The following is a 16211-nucleotide window of genomic DNA, read 5'->3' as shown; positions in this document are numbered from 1 at the left end:
CGGTTGTCGGATCAGCTATTTTTTGCGGCCACGGCGGCGGCGAACGCATCGATGATGTGGCGCAGCGGCGCCTGCTTGAGCTTGAGCGAAGCCTGGTTGACCACCAGGCGCGAGCTGATGTCCATGATGGGCTCGACCTCGACCAGGTCGTTGGCCTTGAGCGTGTTGCCCGTGGAGACCAGGTCGACGATGGCGTCGGCCATGCCGGTCAGCGGCGCCAGCTCCATGGAGCCGTAGAGCTTGACCATGTCCACGTGCACGCCCTTGGCGGCAAAGAAGTTGCGCGCGATCTCGGGGTACTTGGTGGCGATGCGCAGGCGCGCGCCCTGCTTGACGGCACGCTCGTAGTCGAAGCCCTTGCGCACGGCCACGCTGACGCGGCACTTGGCGATCTGCAGGTCCAGCGGCTGGTACAGGCCCTGGCCGCCATGCTCGATCAGCGAGTCCAGGCCCGACACGCCCAGGTCCGCGCCGCCGTACTGCACGTACACGGGCACGTCGGAGGCACGCACCAGCACCACGCGCACGTCGCTCTGGCTGGTGTCGAAGATCAGCTTGCGCGACTTTTCCACATCCTCGGTCACCACGATGCCGGCGGCGGCCAGCAGGGGCACGGTTTCCTCGAAGATGCGTCCCTTGGACAGGGCAATGGTCACAGGCGTTGCGGTGCTCATGCGGAAACCCTCTCGATGTCGGCGCCCAGGCTGCGCAGCTTGTCTTCCATGCGGTCGTAGCCGCGGTCCAGGTGGTAGATGCGGTCCACCAGGGTCTCGCCGCTGGCCACCAGGCCGGCAATCACCAGGCTGGCCGAGGCGCGCAGGTCGGTGGCCATCACGGTGGCGCCGGTCAGGCGCCTGCCGCCTTCGATGGTGGCCACGCGCCCGTCGGTGGTGATGTGCGCGCCCAGGCGCAGCATCTCGTTGACGTGCATGAAGCGGTTTTCAAAAATCGTCTCGGTCACCACGCTGGTGCCTTCGGCCACCAGATTCAGCGCCATGAACTGGGCCTGCATGTCGGTGGGAAAGCCCGGGTATTCGGTGGTGCGGAAGCTCTGGGCCTTGAGCTTGCCGCTGGAGCGCACGCGCAGGCCGTTGCCTTCGCATGCCACGTCCACGCCGGCTTCCTTGAGCTTGTCGATCACGGCGCCCAGATGGTCGGCGCGCGCATGGCGCAGCAGGGCCTCGCCGCCCGTGGCCGCCACGGCGCACAAAAAGGTGCCGGCTTCGATGCGGTCGGCCACGACTTCATGCTCGCAGCCGCTCAGCCTGTCCACGCCCTGGATGACGATGCGGCTGGTGCCGTGGCCCGTGATCCGGGCGCCCATCTTGATCAGCATTTCGGCCAGATCGGTGATCTCGGGCTCCATGGCGGCGTTCTCGAGCACGGTCTCGCCCTCGGCCAGGCAGGCCGCCATCAGGAAGTTCTCGGTGCCGGTCACCGTGACCATGTCGGTGGTGATGCGCGCACCCTTGAGGCGCCGGGCGCCTTCGGGCAGGCTGGCGTGCATGTAGCCATGCTCGACGGTGATGATGGCACCCATGGCCTGCAGGCCCTTGATGTGCTGGTCCACCGGGCGCGAGCCGATGGCGCAGCCGCCGGGCAACGAGACCTTGGCACGGCCGAAGCGTGCCAGCAGCGGCCCCAGGGCCAGCACGGAGGCGCGCATGGTCTTGACCAGCTCGTAGGGCGCCTCGGGATTCAGGCTGTCGGGAGCCTGGAAGGACATGCCGCCGCGCTCGCCATGGGTTTCGGTGTGCACGCCCATGTTGTCAAGCAGGCGGCGCATGGTGGCCACGTCGTGCAGGCGGGGCACGTTGTGCAGGTGCACGGGCTCGGAAGTGAGCAGCGCTGCGCACATCTCGGGCAGGGCGGCGTTCTTGGCGCCGGAAATGATGACCTCGCCCTGCAGGCGGCGCTCACCGCGAATCAGAAGTTTGTCCATGGCTTGTGGCCTTGATTCGGAAAAAGAGACAAATCAGCCGCAAACGCAGATATATCCAGCGCAGGCAGCTATCAAAAATGGAGATCAGGCCTGATTCGCCCACTCGGCGGGCGTGAAGGTCTTCATGGACAGGGCATGGACCTCGTCGGTGGCCATGCGGTTGCCCAGGGTGGCATAGACCAGGCGCTGGCGCTGCACCAGGCGCTGGCCTTCGAAGCTGGCCGAGACGATGGTGGCAAACCAGTGCCGGCCGTCGCCCTCCAGCGCAAGATGCTCGCAAGGCAGGCCTGCGCTGATGATTTCTTTGAGTTGGTCTGCGGTCATGGGTGGGGAAAGCCTTGGGGCGCACAGCTGGCGGAACCGGTCATTGTCCCGCAGGCCGCCGTGCATCCGGGATGAAATCAGTTGCGGATCTTGTAGCCAATGCGCAGCAAATGCACGGCCAGCGCGCTCACGGCCAGCCATGCCGCGCCCACGATGCCCACGCTGATCCAGGGCGAGACATCGCTCTGGCCGAAGAATCCGTAGCGGAAACCGTCAATCATGTAGAAGAACGGATTGATATGGCTGACAGCTTGCCAAAAAGCGGGCAGCGAATGCACGGAATAGAACACGCCGGACAGAAAGGTCAGCGGCATGATCAGGAAGTTCTGGAAAGCCGCCATCTGGTCGAACTTCTCGGCCCACAGGCCGGCGATCAGGCCCAGCGTGCCCATGAGCGCACAGCCCAGGAAGCCGAACACCAGGATCCACAGCGGCGCCGCGAAGTCCGGCACGGCAAAGAACAGCGTGACCACGAACACGCCCAGGCCCACGAGCAGGCCGCGCAGCACCGAGGCGCCCACATAGGCCGTGAACCAGGCCCAGTGCGACAGCGGCGTGAGCAGCACGAACACCAGCGAGCCCATGATCTTGCTCTGCACCAGGCTGGACGAGCTGTTGGCGAACGCGTTCTGCAGCATGCTCATCATCACCAGGCCGGGAATCAGAAAGGCCGTGTAGCTGATGCGGTCGTAGACCATGACGCGGCCTTCGAGCACATGGCCGAAAACCAGCAGGTACAGCACGGCCGTGAGCACGGGCGCGGCCACGGTCTGGAAGCTGACCTTCCAGAAGCGCAGCACTTCCTTCTTGAGCAGGGTCTGCCAGCCGTTCATGCCGCACCTCCCTGCTTCACTGCCGCCTCGTTCATGATGTGGATGAACACATCCTCCAGGTCGGCGCGGCGGATTTCCACATCCTCGGGCGTCACGCCGCCTTCGCGCAGCGCGGCCAGCAGCTTTTCCACATCGGCGGCATCGGCCGCGGGCACCTGCACGATGCGGCCCGTCACGCGCGCCCGCTGGGCCACGCCGGCCGGCAGGGCGCTGTCGGTCTTGAACTGCAGCACGTTGCTGGACGCCGACTTGAGCAGCTCGCTCATGGGCGAGAGCTTGACGATCCGGCCTTGCTTGAGCATGGCCACGCGGCTGCACAGGGCTTCGGCCTCTTCGAGGTAATGGGTGGTCAGCAGCACCGTGTGCCCCTGCTTGTTGAGCTTGGCGATGAAATGCCACAGTGTCTGGCGCAGCTCCACGTCCACGCCGGCCGTGGGTTCGTCGAGCACGATGATGGGCGGCTTGTGCACCAGGGCCTGGGCCACGAGCACGCGGCGCTTCATGCCGCCAGAGAGCTGGCGCATGTTGGCATTGGCCTTGTCGGCCAGCCCCAGGCTGTCGAGCAGTTCGTCGATCCAGGCATCGTTGTGCCGGACGCCGAAGTAGCCGGACTGGAAGCGCAGCGCCTCGCGCACGCTGAAGAAGGGGTCGAACACCAGCTCCTGGGGCACGATGCCGAGCTTGCGCCGCGCCTCGGCGAAATTGGCCTGCACGTCGCTGCCCTGCACCAGCACGCGCCCGCCGGAAGCCTGGGACAGCCCCGCGAGAATGCTGATGAGCGTGGTCTTGCCCGCGCCGTTGGGGCCGAGCAGGCCGAAGAATTCACCTTCCTCGATATCCAGGCTCACCTGCTTGAGCGCCTGGAAATCCCCCTTGGGGGTACGGTAGGTCTTGGAGACGGATTGGAATGAGACTGCGGACATGGGAGCCGCCATTCTAGGGCTTGCCCATCCCGGCTGCAGACGCATGGAAATCGGGCCGCAGAAACCGGCCCGGATGCCGGATGCGCCGCCTCAGCCGTGCCGGGGCAGCAGGCCGTCCACCCCGTACAGCGCCGCCATGGATTGCAGGCCCTGGGGCAGGCCGATCACGGCCAGCTGCTTGCCGGCCTCCAGCGCCGCGCGCCGGCAGGCCAGCAGCACGGCCAGCGCGGAGGAATCGAAGGTCTGGACCGCGCTGGCATCCACGGGCACCTGCTGGCCGGGGAATTCGGCCACCTGCGGGCGCAGGCGCAGCAGGCAGTCTCGGGCCTGCCGGTAGGTCAGCTCCTGCGGCAGCTGCAGCGGGGAGGCGGATGCTTGGGGCATGGCGGCTGGACCTGCGTTGCTGGAGCTTACTTGGCCGCTGCCGGCGTGACCGGCATGGAGCTGCGGGAAGCCAGCGTCTTGATCAGGCCGTCGATGCCGTTGGCATTGATTTCCTGGGCGAACTGGTTGCGGTAGGTTTCCACCAGCCACACGCCCAGCACGTTGAAGTTGTAGAGTTTCCAGCCGTCGGCCTGCTTTTCCAGGCGGAAGTCCAGCTGCACGGGGTCGCCGCGGCCGTTGACCTGGGTGCGCACCAGCACGTCGGTATCACCGGCGGCCATGCGCAGGGGCTTGACGGTAATCGTCTGGTCCACCACCTGCGACAGCGCGCCCGAATAGGTGCGCACCAGCAGGGCCTTGAATTCGTCCTGCAGGCGCTGGCGCTGCTCGGGCGTGGCCTGGCGCCAGGCCGGGCCCACGGCGGCCGAGGTCATGCGGCGAAAGTCCACATAGGGCATGACCTTCTCGTTGACCAGCGCGTTGACCTTGGCGGTATCGCCGCCGCGCAGCGCCGGGTCCTTCTTGATGGTGTCGAGCACGTCGGTGGACACGCGCTTGACCAGGGCGTCCGGCGCCTCCTGCGCGGATGCCGCGGCCGGCAGACCGAGGTTCAAGGCCAGCAAGGCGCCAGCGGCCATGCCCCACATGCGACGGGTGATCTTCATTGCTTTCTCCATAGGCCCGCCAGTGTCATCGCAACCGGCGCGCCTTTTTTCCATATTTTGTAACTGGCTGTGCTCACTGGCCTTCGGGCGGCAGCTTGCCCGCATTGTCGTCGTCATCGTAGTTCTCGAGGCGGCCATCGCCGCCGGACGCGGCGCCGCCGATGCGTGAGCGCAGATAGACATCGCGGGTCAGGCTGTACTTGTCCAGCGCCACGGCGTCCAGCGTGTCGCCGGCCTGCAGGTAGTTGGCCCGGGTGTTGACGAAGCGCAGGCCGTACAGGCTGTTGCGCACTGGAACATCCTCGACATGGGTGACCGGATAGCCATAAGCGTCCACCGCCAGGCCGGCGGTATCGCGCACCGTGGACGGCCCCCAGAACGGCAGCACCAGGTACGGGCCGGTCGGCACGCCCCAGCGGCCCAGCGTCTGGCCGAAGTCCTGCTTGCGGCGCTCGATGCCGGCCTCGCTGGCCACGTCGAACAGGCCGCCGATGCCGAACACCGTGTTGACCGTGAAGCGCACCACGGAGTTGTAGGCGCCCTCGCCCTGGCCCTGCAGCAGGTTGTTCACGAACGACCAGGCATCGCCCAGGTTGTCGAAGAAATTGGTCACGCCTTCGCGTGCCAGGCGGGGGGTCACGGTCTTGTAGGCCGTGGCCACGGGCTTGAACACCGCCTTGTCCACGCCTTCGTTGAAGGAATAGATGCTGCGGTTGAAGGACTCGTAGGGATCGGCCGGGTTGGCGGGGCCGCTCGTGGTCGTGGCGCAGCCGGACAGCAGAGCAGCGGCAGCCAGGCCTGCAGCCAGCGCGCCGCTGCGCAGCGCCGGTGTTCGTGGGCGTGTTGTGGTCATCATTCCTTACCTCCTGCGCCAGCGCCGGCGGCATTGCCGCCGCTGCCCTGCTCGGCCTTGCCGTACAGGAACTGGCCAATCAGATTTTCCAGCACAACGGCCGACTGTGTCGCGGTCACGCGGTCGCCGGCCTTCAAATTTTCCTCGCTGGCGCCGGCCTCGATGCCGATGTACTGGTCGCCGAGCAGGCCGCTGGTCAGTATCTTGAGCGAGCTGTCCTTGGGGAACAGGTAGCGCGATTCCATGTTCATGGCCACGTTGGCCTGGAAGGTCTGGTCGTCGAAGGTGATGGACTCCACGCGCCCCACGACCACGCCGGCGCTCTTGACCGCGGCCTTGGGCTTGAGGCCGCCGATATTGTCGAAGCGCGCCGTCACCGTATAGGTCTTCTGGAAGTTCAGGCTCAGCAGATTGGCCGACTGCAGGGCCAGGAACACCAGGGCCGCCGCGCCGATGAGCACGAACAGGCCAACCCAGACATCACTTTTGTTTTGCTGCATGATTTTTTACCTCTTGTCCGATGCGCCCGCTCAGACGCTGAACATGGTGGCCGTGAGCAGGAAGTCCAGCCCCAGCACCGTGAGCGAAGCCACGACCACGGTGCGCGTGGTGGCACGCGACACACCTTCGGGTGTCGGCTTGGCGGCATAGCCTTCAAGCAGGGCGATGAAGGTGACGGCAATGCCGAACACAAAGCTCTTGAGCACGCCGTTGCCCAGGTCGTACCACCAATCCACGCCCTGCTGCATCTGGCCCCAGAACGCGCCGCCGTCGACGCCGATCAGCACCACGCCGACCAGCCAGCCGCCGATTACGCCCACGGCGCTGAAGACGGCAGCCAGCAGCGGCAGCGTGACCAGTCCCGCCCAGAAGCGCGGCGCCAGGATGCGCCGGACCGGATCGACGGCCATCATTTCCATGGCCGACAGTTGCTCACCGGCCTTCATCAGGCCGATCTCGGCCGTCAGCGCCGTGCCGGCACGGCCGGCGAACAGCAGGGCCGTGACCACGGGGCCGAGTTCGCGCACCAGCGACAGGGCCACCAGCAGGCCCAGCGCCTCGGCCGAACCGTAGCGCTGCAATGTGTAATAGCCCTGCAGGCCCAGCACAAAGCCCACGAACAGGCCCGAGACGCCGATGATGGCCAGCGAATAATTGCCGAGGAAGTGGATCTGGTCGCCAATCAGGCGCGGGCGCCTGAGCGCCGGCCCCATGAGCGCCAGCAGGCGCATGAACAGTCGGGTGCCCGAGCCGACATTGGTCAGCTGCTGGCGCACGGCCGCACCGATGCGCGCGGGATGCAGGGGATTCATGCGCGCCTCCGGCGGTTGGCGGGCAGGCCGAAGTCTTCTTCGGCACTGGCACCGGGATAGTGGAACGGCACCGGCCCCGTGGGCCGGGCATGGATGAACTGCTGCACCAGAGGATCGGAGCTGGCGCGCACTTCGTCGGGCGTGCCTTGCGCCGCCACGCCGCCGTTGCCCAGAATCACCACGTGGTCGGCCACATGGAAGGTTTCCTCCACATCGTGGGAGACCAGGATGGAAGTCAGGCCCATGGCATCGTTGAGCTGGCGGATCAGCTGGGCGGCCGTGCCCAGGGAGATGGGGTCCAGCCCTGCAAAGGGCTCGTCGTACATGATGAGTTCGGGATCCAGCGCAATCGCGCGTGCCAGCGCCACGCGGCGGGCCATGCCGCCCGAGACCTCGCTGGGCATCAGGTCGCGCGCGCCGCGCAGGCCCACGGCATGCAGCTTCATGAGCACGATGTCGCGGATCAGCTCTTCAGGCAGGTCGGTATGCTCGCGCAGCGGAAAGGCCACGTTGTCGAACACGCTCATGTCGGTGAACAGTGCACCGAACTGGAATAGCATGCCCATGCGCCGGCGCGCCGTGTACAACTGCTGCGCATCCATCTGCGTGACATCCTGGCCGTCGAACAGCACCTCGCCCTGCTGGGCGCGGTTCTGGCCGCCGATCAGGCGCAGCACCGTGGTTTTGCCGCCGCCCGAGGCTCCCATCAGCGCCGTGACCTTGCCGCGCGGCACCTGCAGGGACAGGTCGCGCAGGATGACACGTTCGCCATAGCCGAAGGTGACGTTGCGCAGTTGCACAAGAGAGGCATTGAGTGACATGCAGCGGGCGTGGTCGATGGAGTGAGACGCGTATTGTGCCGGGAGCGCTGCAGGCGCAGGCAGTCCGGTCGCCAAAGGAACATACATTCATGCATGTTTCTTTAAAGAGCGCCATTGTACGCAAGGCATGGCAACTACGCTTTCAGTAGCTGCAAACGCTTGCCTTGCATGGGTTTACGCCCGATTTTTTACGGAAACAAGCCGGTATTACAGGCCCACCTCAGAGCATGTTGTGCAGAAATGCCTTGGTGCGTTCGTGTTGCGGCGCTGCAAAAAAAGCTTCCGACGGGCCCTGCTCCACGATGTCGCCGCCGTCCATGAAGATGACGCGGTTGGCCACCTCGCGCGCAAAGCCCATCTCGTGCGTCACCACCAGCATGGTCATGTGCTCGTCAGCCAGCTCGCGCATGGTGCGCAGCACCTCGCCCGTCAGTTCCGGGTCCAGCGCCGAGGTGGGCTCGTCAAACAGCAGGATGTCCGGCTCCATGGCCAGCGCGCGCGCAATCGCCACGCGCTGCTTCTGGCCGCCCGAGAGATGGTTGGGGTAGGCGTCGCGCTTGGCCGACAGACCTACCTTGGCCAGCAGCTTTTCGGCCTTGGGAATGATTTCCTCGCGCTTCATGCCCTTGACGACGAGCGGCGCCTCGATGATGTTCTCCAGCACCGTCATGTGCGGGAACAGGTTGAAGGACTGGAACACCATGCCCATCTTGCGGCCGATCTTGCGGATCTCGGCTTCGCTCACGTATTGGGCCTTGCCCTCGCCTTCGCTGCGGGCCAGCACCTCGCCCTCGATGACGATGGTGCCGCGGTCGATGGTCTCCAGGTGGTTGAGGCAGCGCAGGAAAGTGCTCTTGCCCGAGCCCGAGGGCCCGATGATGGCCACCACCTCGCCGCGCGTGAGCGTGAGCGACACGCCGCGCAGCACCGAGACATGGCCGAAGCTCTTGTGAATGCCCTGCGCGGAGATCATGACTTCGGACTTGGCGGTATCACGCATCGTATTTGGCATGGCGGTTCTCGAGATGTTGGAAGACCCAGGTCAGCACCAGCGTCATGCCCAGATAGAAGCCGCCGGCCACGATGAACGGCGTGAACGTGAAGTCGCGCTGCACCACGCCGCGCGCCACGCGCAGCAGGTCGTTGAGCGCCAGCACGTAGATCAGCGAGGTGTCCTTGACCAGCGTGATGGTCTCGTTGCTCACGGGCGGCAGGATGCGGGCCCACATCTGGGGCAGCACGATGCGGCGCATGGTCTGCGCATAGGTCATGCCCAGCACCTTGGCACCCTCATACTGGCCGCGGTCGATGGACTTGATGCCGGCGCGGAAGATCTCGGCGAAATATGCCGCGTAATTGAGCGCGAACGCCACCACGGCGGCGGGAAAGTCGGGCAGGCGCACGCCGATCACCGGCACGAACGGCAGCGCGAAATAGACGAACAGCAGCTGCAGCATCAGCGGCGTGCCGCGCATCAGCCAGATATAGGCGCCCACCAGGGAGCTTAGCGGCTTGATGCGGGAGATGCGCATCAGCGCCAGCGCCAGCCCCATGGGAATGGAGAGCACCAGCGTGATGAAGAACAGCTTGAGGGTGACCAGAGCCCCGGCTGTCATGGGCCCCAAGAGCGAGATTACATATTCCATCGAATGGCCTTCGGTGTGGCGCCCCGACCATCCAGAGCCGCCACAGGCACGCATTGTCATTGCAAAGCAGAAACCGGCCGCACGCTTGCCCATTCCGTGCGGCTGCTGCCCCAGAGGAAACGCCTTTTGCCCCGGGGCAGCCCGGCGACAAAAAAACCGGCAATGCAGGGCATTGCCGGTGCTTCACCAGCGCTCAGGCTCAGTGCTTGATCACGTCGGCGCCAAACCACTTGTTGGCGATCTCGGCGGCCTTGCCGTCCTTCTTCATGGCGCTCAGAGCATCGTTGATCTTGTTGCGGGTGGCTTCGTCGTCCTTGCGGAAGCCCACGCCGTAGTCCTCGGTGCCGAAGTCCTCGGCCAGCACGGCATAGTTCTCGGGCTTCTTGTTCACGTAGTAGCGCCCCACCACCTCGTCCACCACCACGGTGTCCAGGCGGCCGGCATCCAGGTCCATCAGCGCGGCGATGTTGTCGCCGTAGAGCTTGGTTTCCTTGAACTGCGAGGACAGTTCCTTGTCCTTTTCCAGGGCGGTCACGGCGCTGGAGCCTTCCTGGGCGCCCACGATCTTGCCGGCCATGTCGGCCTTGGTCTTGATGGGCGAGCCGGCCTTCACGATGATGATCTGCTTGTTGACCATGTAGGGATCGGAGAACAGGATCTTTTCCTTGCGGGCTTCCAGAATGGTCAGGCCGTTCCACAGCGCATCCACGCGCTTGCCCAGCAGTTCGGCTTCCTTGGCATTCCAGTCGATGGGCTTGAATTCCACTTCCAGGCCGGCGCGCTTGGCGGCTTCCTTGGCCATGTCGATGTCGAAGCCGACGATTTCGTTCTTGTCGTCACGGAAGCCCATGGGGGGGGAAGTTATCGTCCAGGCCCACCACCAGCTTGGCGGCTGCGGCCGGAGCGGGAGCCGGGGCTGCAGCGGTGTTCGATGCAGGCTCGTTCTTGCCGCAGGCAGCCAGCAATGCAGTCAGGGCCACCGTGGCCAAGAGGGTACGTTTTTTCATGGCGTCAAAGCTTGAAGTGGGAAAAGCGAGGGCGCCAGACAAGGAACGCAGCCCCGGTACGGGTGGCAAAAAAGCCGGCCTGAATCGGGCTTGCTGTCGGCGCCAAATCCGCTATTGTCGCGCAGACGGGCGAATGCTGTCACCTTGCGTGGCAAAACCTTGCCCCTCGACCTCTTGCGCGGCTATTGCAGCATGAAGGTCTTGTACTCCAGCCGGTTCAGGTCGCGCGACAGCATGGACAGCCCCACGCACAGCGTGGCCAGCATGGCCAGGCAGAAACCGTAGCCGTAGAAAGCCGCCCCCAGGGCCAGCGAGACGCCGGTGAACACGATGTTCAAGGCCACCATCAGCACGCACAGCATGAGCACCGTGCGCCGTTCGTCGAGATAGAAGAACACGTTGAGCACGGCCATCACGCCCACCTGCAGGCCCGCGCCGACCACCTGGACCTGGAGCAGCGGCAGGTAAAGCTGCGATATGCCCAGCAATTGCAGCATGGCAGGCCCGGCCACGAAAGTCACCAGCACGGCCAGCGTCTGCACCTTGGCGATTTCACCCAATCCCGCCTGAATCGCATAGACCATTTCATTGCGCATGGATTCGATGTACTCGAGCGATCCGCCCCCGCGGACCGCGTCGAAGAACTTGTCGTAGTACTCGACGAAGTCGGTCTCGATACGCACCAGAAAGACCGCCATGCCGGGAATGATGGACAGGTAGGAAAGGAACACGGGCAGGTCATAGATCAGCGAAGCCCGCAATCCACCGATGATTTGCTGCGAAGTCGGCGGGAAATACCAGAACATGAACTTGTCGATCCAGATGCCGACGTTGTAGAGCACTCCAACGGCAATCAGCACCGGAAAGATCTGTGAACGCTGCATGAAGTCGAAAGCGATCCAGTGCTGCTTCAGCGGAAAACTGCGCAGCACGATGAACCACATGCCCGCAGCCAACAGAATGTGACCGAGCACGAAGCTGCCCAGCAGCCCTTCCAGGCCCCAGCGGCGCAGCGGCAGGGACAGGACCACGATCAGCACATAGGTGACGCCGAACAATGCCGCAATGGACTTGTAGTGCTTGAGACCGGACAGCAGCACGGTCAATATCCAGACCATGCACATCAACGTGAAGCCCGCCAGCATCAACACCCGATACAGCAGGCTCTGCCCCGGCAGCGCCACAAAGAGCGCCAGCGTGCCGGCGGCGCAAGCGCAGGCCACCACGAGAAACAGCAGTCCATGCAGATTGGGCAGGATGGTTTCATCCTGCTTGAGGAACAGGCGGTCCGACACAAAACGTGTGAAGGCCAGTTGCGCCGCGCCGGTCAGGATCAGGCTGCAGGCCACGAGATAAGTCACCGAGGTCTGGAACTGCGTCACCAGCAACGGCGGCGCCACGACGCTGATGCTGAACACCCCGACCAGCAGGATGCCGATGATGGAAAACACCCAGGGGCCCGAGCCAATCACGCCTGCATAGGCATAGGCCTGGAGCACGCTGGTCAGCGTGTTCTTGCGCAGCAGGTGGCGCAGTTCAAATCCAATGCCGGCCATCAGTGGTATTCCTCAGAACGTTGCAGGGCCTTGTCATAGACCTGCCGGTAGTGGTTGAACAGCAGGTGGTCGGTGTAATAGCGCTCCACGCGTGCAATTCCCGCGGCGCTGGCTCTCTGCCAGGCCTGCTGCGACTGCAGCAGTTCCAGGGCGGCATCGGCCAGCGCCTCCGGGTCCGCTATGCCGACCACACGGCCACAGGCTCCCAGCGCCCTGTCCTCAGGCTTCAGGCCCTCGATGAGCTGGCGGCAGGACCCTACATCGGTGCTCACCACGGGCACGCCCGCGGCCTGCGCTTCGAGTACGACCAGGGGCAAGGCCTCGCTGATGGAGGAAAGCACGACCACGCCGACGCGCGGCAGCAGGTCATCCACCTTCTGCATGCCCATGAAGCGCACTTGCGACTGCAGGCCCAGGCTGTCGACCAGATTGCGGCACTCCTGGGCATAGGCCGGATCCTCGGTCATCGGGCCGGCAATCCAGGCCTGGGCCTGAGGCAGATGATTGGCCACGCGACGCATGGCGCGGATGAAGGTCTTGACGTCCTTGATCGGTACCACGCGGCCGATCAGGCACAGCACCGGCGGCGTCAACGCCGGACGCTGTGCACGCAAAGGCGCAAAGCGCTCGAGCCGGATGCCGTTGGGAATGTTGAGCGTGCGCGCGGCCGGTGCGCCATCGGCCACCTGGCGCAGGCGATTGGCCTCGAACAGTGCAATGATGGGATCCGCTGCGTCGTAGCAAAAGCGTCCCAGCCACTCGAAGAACTTGATCCACATCTGCCGGAAGAAAGACACTTCCATGGGATCCCGCTGAAAGATATTGCGGTTGTCGCGGATCCACTGGCTCTTGAGCAGATCGATCTGCCTCTCCTTGGTGTAGATGCCGTGCTCGGACAACACCAGGGGCAAACCGCGCAGATGGTGCAGCATCCCTCCCAGGAAGCCTGCATAGCCCGTAGAGACCGTATGCAGCACACGCACCGGTATCAGCCCATGGGCAATACGCGCCAGCACCCACAGAGGCTGCAGCATGATGCGCACCGTCCAGAAGAAATCGACGAAAGACGGATCGGTGCAATGGCGGCGATAGCTGTCCCGGATGAGGTCCCAGGCCTGCTGGCTGTACAGGAAATCCTCGAGAGGCAGTTGTCCCCCGGGAAGCAATTCCTGCGCCACGGCACGCATGGCCGCGAGCACCTCTTGCCGGCCTTGCGGGCTGTCATCCCGGGCTTCCAGCGCCCGCAACAGCGCGCTGACTTTGTCCAGTGCCTCGGGCCTGCCATGCCGCGGCTCGGGCTGTCCCTTGTGGCCTGGCGAATCGTAGAGAAAATGCTCCTCGAAATGCACCACATTGGCAGGCAGCTCGTAACGGAACTCCCCATAGTCTTCGCGACGGCTGCCGATGAAGACGATGGCGAACCGGTATTGCGGATAGGCCAGCAGGATTTGATGGACCCAGCTCGAAACGCCGCCGCTGACATAAGGAAAGGTTCCTTCGAGGAGCAGCGCAATATCGGCTTTCGCAGCAGTAGGGTAGGCATTCATGAGGCACTCCAGTATTGGATGCTGGGGCGCAGTCGCGGCAAGGCCTGCTGCATATCGAGTGAACGCATGCGTTCCTGCACCTCGCCAAACCGGCGCTGCCCGAACAGCAGCTCGGCCTGATAAGGAACGACACGTGCGGGCGGCAGGCCCAGAGCCAGGGCACGCTCATAGCAGGTCAATGCCTCGTCATCCTGCCCCTGCATATGCAGCAACCGCCCCTGCCGCAGTACCAGGAGCACGCTGTCCGGACGCCGGGCCAGCACAAGGCGGCAAAAATGCAGCGACTGGGCCGTTGCATGGTCCCGCACATCGCCCTGCGCCGCTTCCTGGTAGATCAGCTCCCAGTAGAGATCGGACAGCGCCCAGGCGGCCTGCACTCCCTGGGGCCCCAATTGGTCGCCCTCAAGCGCTTGCGCGCGCTCGAGCTTCTGCCGCTCCTCATGAATGGCTTGGCTGAGCTGACGCTCCTTGCCATCCAGCAAGCTGTAGGCAAGCAGCCGTACATCATCGCTGGAGTCACCAAGCGCTGCACGCAGCATCGGCGACGCCGTGCGGCCCGACACATGACTCAATGCCGCCAGCGCGCGCATACGCGATGCAACGGGAACGGCCTGGTTCATCAGAAAGGATTGCAGGCCGGCCTGCCGGCGGCCGCTGCCCGATTGCTGGTGGGGATCGAAATCGGGCAAGGACAGCATGGAAAATTTCTTGCCGGCATGCGCCCCTCTCTGGCGGCTCAGCGCAATGGTGGCAATGACCGAGCCGATGAATCCGGCCACGGGCACGGCATAGGAGATCAAGGCCATCAACGCGACCAGAGCCAGCCGCTGGCGCCTCGATCCAGCCGAGGCTCCCAGGAACGGCGCAAGGCATAGCGCCAGCAGGCCGCTGGCCAGAGCGTGGGCGGCCAGATAACCCAGCAGCGCAGCATCCGAATGGCTGCGCAGCAGCCACAGGCTGCTCCAGGAGGCGGTCTCCGCCACCAGCGCAGACAGTGCCAGCTTGAAGTTAATCATGGGTCATCCTGTCAAGCTGCTCCAAAATGCTGGAGGCCGAACGCCGGTCCAGCAAGATGGTGTGCGGAAAAATTCCAGCGGCCCCCAAGGAATCCGTGCCGCGCTGGCTCAGCCAGTTTTCGATGCGATCCAGATATCCCTCGGCCGTCGCCTCGGTTCCCAGCGGCATGAGAATGGCCAGCCATTGCTTTCCCGCTGCCTCGATCAGCCAGGAACGGTCCAGCATGCGCTCCAGACGCATCAATTGCTGCGCCATCTGGCTTTGCACTGCTTGCGGAGAAAGTTCCAGCACCACGATCACGCTGCTCAGGCGCGCGCTGCGATTGACATGCTCCATTCGCTGCAGCTCGAATGCGAAAGACGGAGGGCATTTGGGGAATGCCTGCAACAGCGGGCGTGCAAGCTGGTTGGCCGCGATGCTGTCCGTGTAATAGCCCAGCAGCAGATTGATGGTTTGAAGAGTCTCCTCCTGCAATGCGAAGAAAGGCATTTCCTCGACCAGCAACAGGCCATAGAGCTCGCCGCTCAGGTCCAGCATCGGAGCAACCACCAGATAGCGGGTTTGCTGAGTGTTTGCCAAGCCCTGGGAGATATGCGACAGAACTTGGGTATCCAGGGTCTGGCGGACCAGCGGATCGTGAGGCTGGACTTCGCTGGCACCGCCAAGCTGGGCGATGGCCCGGGATTCGGGCACGCCGTTGTGCACAGGAATCAGGCTGGCCACGCTGATCTGGCAAAACTGAGCCAGAAGATTGAGCAGGCTTTGCGCATCGCCTGGCCCGCCCTGCAGGCCGCTGAGCACATTGATGGCATCGCGCATCGATACGGGGCGGCCAATGAGTTCCTGCTCCAGGCGGTCGTGCGACAGACGCAGCAGATAATGCTGGCGGATGAGCTGCTCGGTGCGCTGGTCCGTGTAGAACTGCGCAGTGCGCGCGCGCCGGATGCGCGCACGCCAGAGGCTGGAAATCTCACCCACCACCATGATGATGATCAAGCCACCCAGGAAGTATTTCTGGGGAAAGCGGCTCAGATCATCCCAGTTGAAGCCCAGCCAGCCCATCAGCAGCACACCTGCCGCAGACAACCCGGCGATCGGTCCATAGCGCAGAGCCACCACCATCGGCGCCAGCCAGGACCAGGGAAACTCGTCATGCACCCACAAGGGATCGCTGCGGCTGAACACATAGCCGATCAACAAGGCCAGCAAGGGCAGCAGCAAGGTCTCGGCCACGACGATCCCGGGCCTTTCGCTGGTTTGCGCGAGCAGGCCGAGAGGCGAGCTTCTGAATTCCGCGGCAATGCCTGCCCGGCGCACGGAATCCGACGAAATGGCTGAGGGGGTCGTGGCGTGAGCTTGCATGGCTGGAATTCCTGTTCG

17 protein-coding genes and 1 pseudogene are annotated in these 16211 nt (G+C 64.3%); all 18 read right to left on the bottom strand.

Annotation, left to right across the window (positions count from 1 at the left end):
- Positions 1-11 precede the first annotated feature (11 nt).
- Positions 12-674 carry an ATP phosphoribosyltransferase gene (hisG, locus tag V8Z74_RS01130; RefSeq protein WP_066473507.1) on the bottom strand — a complete coding sequence of 221 codons (663 nt, stop codon included), beginning with the start codon at positions 672-674 and terminating at the stop codon, positions 12-14.
- Positions 671-1942: a UDP-N-acetylglucosamine 1-carboxyvinyltransferase gene (gene murA / locus V8Z74_RS01125; RefSeq protein WP_349707488.1), complete on the bottom strand. Its 1272-nt coding sequence runs from the start codon at positions 1940-1942 to the stop codon at positions 671-673. The genes hisG and murA overlap by 4 nt, the downstream gene beginning before the upstream one ends.
- An 84-nt stretch (positions 1943-2026) precedes the next feature.
- Positions 2027-2266: a BolA family protein gene (locus V8Z74_RS01120; protein ID WP_066473513.1), complete on the bottom strand. Its 240-nt coding sequence runs from the start codon at positions 2264-2266 to the stop codon at positions 2027-2029.
- Positions 2267-2343: 77 nt separating this feature from the next.
- Positions 2344-3099 (bottom strand): ABC transporter permease, encoded by a 756-nt coding sequence (locus V8Z74_RS01115; protein WP_066473516.1) that lies wholly within the window; start codon positions 3097-3099, stop codon positions 2344-2346.
- Positions 3096-4022 carry an ABC transporter ATP-binding protein gene (locus tag V8Z74_RS01110; RefSeq protein ID WP_066474031.1) on the bottom strand — a complete coding sequence of 309 codons (927 nt, stop codon included), beginning with the start codon at positions 4020-4022 and terminating at the stop codon, positions 3096-3098. Before V8Z74_RS01110 ends, V8Z74_RS01115 begins: the two co-directional genes overlap by 4 nt.
- Positions 4023-4112: 90 nt before the next feature.
- Positions 4113-4406, bottom strand: coding sequence for an STAS domain-containing protein (locus V8Z74_RS01105; RefSeq protein ID WP_066473525.1), 294 nt, complete (start codon positions 4404-4406; stop codon positions 4113-4115).
- Positions 4407-4432: 26 nt separating this feature from the next.
- Positions 4433-5071 carry an MlaC/ttg2D family ABC transporter substrate-binding protein gene (locus tag V8Z74_RS01100; protein WP_349707485.1) on the bottom strand — a complete coding sequence of 213 codons (639 nt, stop codon included), beginning with the start codon at positions 5069-5071 and terminating at the stop codon, positions 4433-4435.
- Positions 5072-5144: 73 nt separating this feature from the next.
- Complete coding sequence (locus V8Z74_RS01095; protein WP_066473529.1) at positions 5145-5927, bottom strand: MlaA family lipoprotein; 783 nt, start codon at positions 5925-5927, stop codon at positions 5145-5147.
- On the bottom strand, positions 5924-6424 hold the full coding sequence (gene mlaD / locus V8Z74_RS01090; protein ID WP_066473539.1) for an outer membrane lipid asymmetry maintenance protein MlaD: 501 nt from the start codon (positions 6422-6424) through the stop codon (positions 5924-5926). Before mlaD ends, V8Z74_RS01095 begins: the two co-directional genes overlap by 4 nt.
- A 30-nt stretch (positions 6425-6454) precedes the next feature.
- On the bottom strand, positions 6455-7237 hold the full coding sequence (gene mlaE, locus V8Z74_RS01085; protein WP_066473542.1) for a lipid asymmetry maintenance ABC transporter permease subunit MlaE: 783 nt from the start codon (positions 7235-7237) through the stop codon (positions 6455-6457).
- Positions 7234-8058, bottom strand: a complete 825-nt coding sequence (locus V8Z74_RS01080; protein ID WP_349707483.1) for an ABC transporter ATP-binding protein — start codon at positions 8056-8058, stop codon at positions 7234-7236. The genes mlaE and V8Z74_RS01080 overlap by 4 nt, the downstream gene beginning before the upstream one ends.
- 220 nt (positions 8059-8278) lie before the next feature.
- Positions 8279-9031, bottom strand: coding sequence for an amino acid ABC transporter ATP-binding protein (locus V8Z74_RS01075; protein ID WP_502879423.1), 753 nt, complete (start codon positions 9029-9031; stop codon positions 8279-8281).
- Positions 9032-9050: 19 nt separating this feature from the next.
- Complete coding sequence (locus V8Z74_RS01070) at positions 9051-9704, bottom strand: amino acid ABC transporter permease (protein WP_066473552.1); 654 nt, start codon at positions 9702-9704, stop codon at positions 9051-9053.
- 199 nt (positions 9705-9903) lie between these two features.
- Positions 9904-10711 (bottom strand): annotated as a pseudogene (locus V8Z74_RS01065) (amino acid ABC transporter substrate-binding protein).
- A 182-nt stretch (positions 10712-10893) separates the two neighbouring features.
- The gene (gene pelG / locus V8Z74_RS01060; RefSeq protein ID WP_349707481.1) at positions 10894-12267 is read right to left on the bottom strand and encodes an exopolysaccharide Pel transporter PelG; all 1374 of its coding nucleotides are present in this window, start codon (positions 12265-12267) and stop codon (positions 10894-10896) included.
- On the bottom strand, positions 12267-13814 hold the full coding sequence (pelF, locus tag V8Z74_RS01055) for a GT4 family glycosyltransferase PelF (RefSeq protein ID WP_349707480.1): 1548 nt from the start codon (positions 13812-13814) through the stop codon (positions 12267-12269). Before pelF ends, pelG begins: the two co-directional genes overlap by 1 nt.
- The gene (locus tag V8Z74_RS01050) at positions 13811-14830 is read right to left on the bottom strand and encodes a tetratricopeptide repeat protein (RefSeq protein WP_349707478.1); all 1020 of its coding nucleotides are present in this window, start codon (positions 14828-14830) and stop codon (positions 13811-13813) included. The genes pelF and V8Z74_RS01050 overlap by 4 nt, the downstream gene beginning before the upstream one ends.
- Entirely contained in the window at positions 14823-16193 is a 1371-nt protein-coding gene (locus V8Z74_RS01045) for a PelD GGDEF domain-containing protein (protein ID WP_349707477.1), read from the bottom strand. The genes V8Z74_RS01050 and V8Z74_RS01045 overlap by 8 nt, the downstream gene beginning before the upstream one ends.
- Positions 16194-16211: the final 18 nt, after the last annotated feature.

The organism is Comamonas sp. w2-DMI (assembly GCF_040187735.1).
In the GTDB taxonomy this organism is placed as follows: domain Bacteria; phylum Pseudomonadota; class Gammaproteobacteria; order Burkholderiales; family Burkholderiaceae_C; genus Comamonas; species Comamonas terrae.
This window is presented reverse-complemented; position numbering and strand designations above follow the sequence as displayed.